Below are 2,040 nucleotides of genomic sequence, written 5' to 3'. Positions count from 1 at the left end.
GCGGCGGCCTCGGCCTCGGGTGGGACGCGGTCGTCCGCCGTCTCGGCGGTGGGGTCGGTGGTCTCTGGGGTGCTGGCGGCGGTCTCGACCTCGTCGCCGGCGGTGGCGGTACGGTCCTCGTTGTCGTTGCTCATGAGGTGACTCATGCTACGGCGTCGGAGGCCCCGTTCGCGACACGGCGGCGCAGGTCACTCCCCCGTGGTTCCCCGGACCAGGTGCTCGTGGGTCTCTCTGGCGACGAGCCACGGGACGACCGCGGCCAGCAGCAGACCTCCGGAGAGTGCGAATCCGGCGGTGTAGCCGAACAGGTCCACGACGAGACCCACCAGCACCGGGCCGAGGATCGCACCGGAGTCGCTGGCCATCTGGAAGGTCGCGAGCACCTTCCCGCCCGCGCGATCCGCTCCGATCACGTCCGCGACCGAGGCCTGTTGTGCCGGGTTGAGCACCCCCGCCCCCATGCCCGCCACCACCGAGGCGGCCACGAGGAGCGGAACGGTATCGCACCAGCCCAGCACGAGTGTGGACACCCCGGACACCAGGAGGCCACCGATCACCAGCGGCCGTCGTCCGTACCGGTCGGACAACCACCCGGCCACCGAGATGACGGCGGCGGTGCCCACCGCGAAGGAGGCGAGCGCGGTGCCGGCGATCCCCGCACCGGCGTCGAAGTTCGCGGCGGCGAAGAGCGGGACGATGGCCACCCGTACGCCGAAGGAACTCCATCCGTTGACGAAACTCGACACGAGCGCGGCGCGGTACCCGCTGTGGCGGAGTGCCTCGCGCACCGGCAGCGCCTCCTGCTCCTCCGTCCCGTCGTCCGCCGAGGGCCGGCGGCCTCCCCGGAGGAACACCGCCACCACTCCGGTCGCGACGAGCAGGGTGAAGGAGTAGACGAAGAACGGCACCCGCATCCCGAAGCCGGCGAGCAACCCGCCGAGGACCGGCCCGCCGATGTTGCCGATGAGGAAGGCGGTGGCGTAGAGCCCGGCGATCCGTCCTCTGGCTCCGGGTGGCGAGAGGCGGGTGAGCAACGCCATCGCCGAGATGGTGAACATCGTCGACCCGAGTCCACCGAGTCCCCGGAACACCAGCAGCTGCCAGTAGGTCTGGGCGACGCCCGTGGCCAGGGTCGACACCACCACGATGAGCAGGCCCGACATGTAGACCCAGCGTTCGCCCAGACGGTCCACGAGGAACCCGCCGGCGGGAGCGAACACCAGGCGGAAGAACGCGAACGCGCTCACGACCACCGACGCGGCGGTCACGGAGACGTCGAAGCTCCGGGCGTACTGCGGGAGGACGGGTGCGACGAGACCGTAGCCGATCGCGACGGCGAAGGCCGCCGCGACCAGTACCCACACATCGGCGGGTAGCGGTGTTCGCGGCTGCGCGGTCCGGCTACCCGAGAACGGGCCCCTCACGCCGACCGGAGCACACGGGCCAGGACATCGGCGCCGAAGTGGAGCGCGTCGACGGGGACCCTCTCGTCGACGGCGTGGAAGTGGCCGAAGACGTCGAACTCGTCCGGCACCCGCAGCGGGACGAAGCCGTAGCCGTGGATCCCCAGCGGAGCGAGGTGTTTGTTGTCCGTGCTCGCCGGCAGCAGGTACGGCACGACCAGGGAGCCGGGGTCCGCCTCGCGGACCGCCTCCCGGATGACCGAGACCAGCGGGTCGTCGGCGGGCGCGGCGATCGGCGGTTGCCAGATCCAGTCGACCGCCACGTCGGGTCCGAGCTCGTCCTCGATCTCCGCGCGGAAGGTCTCCTCGCCACCGGGCAGGACGCGGCAGTCGATCTCGGCGAACGCCTCGGAGGGGATGACGTTGGTCTTGTACCCGGCCGACAGGACGGTCGGCGAGGCGGTGTGGGAGAGCGACGCCTCCACCAGTGGGCCGAAGTGCCCGAGCACGTCGAGGTGCGCGGGCAGGTCCGCGACGTCACCGCTCGACCCGGCGAGCTCCCCGACCGCCGCGGCGAGGGCGGTGTTGGCCTCCGTGGGCGCGACGGGGAAGTGCCGGCTCGCGACCCGGTGGACGG

2 protein-coding genes are annotated in these 2,040 nt (G+C 71.9%); both read right to left on the bottom strand.

Annotated features, from left to right (window positions below; translation table 11 throughout):
* Positions 1 to 188: 188 nt before the first annotated feature.
* The gene (locus G6020_RS07770) at positions 189 to 1,424 is read right to left on the bottom strand and encodes an MFS transporter (protein ID WP_179525571.1); all 1,236 of its coding nucleotides are present in this window, start codon (positions 1,422 to 1,424) and stop codon (positions 189 to 191) included.
* The coding region (locus G6020_RS07765) for a M20/M25/M40 family metallo-hydrolase (protein ID WP_182610231.1) at positions 1,421 to 2,040 on the bottom strand (620 nt) is incomplete at its 5' end. The genes G6020_RS07765 and G6020_RS07770, both read right to left, overlap by 4 nt.

This window comes from Dietzia sp. B19, from assembly GCF_014145155.1.
In the GTDB taxonomy this organism is placed as follows: Bacteria; Actinomycetota; Actinomycetes; order Mycobacteriales; family Mycobacteriaceae; genus Dietzia; species Dietzia natronolimnaea.
This window is presented reverse-complemented; position numbering and strand designations above follow the sequence as displayed.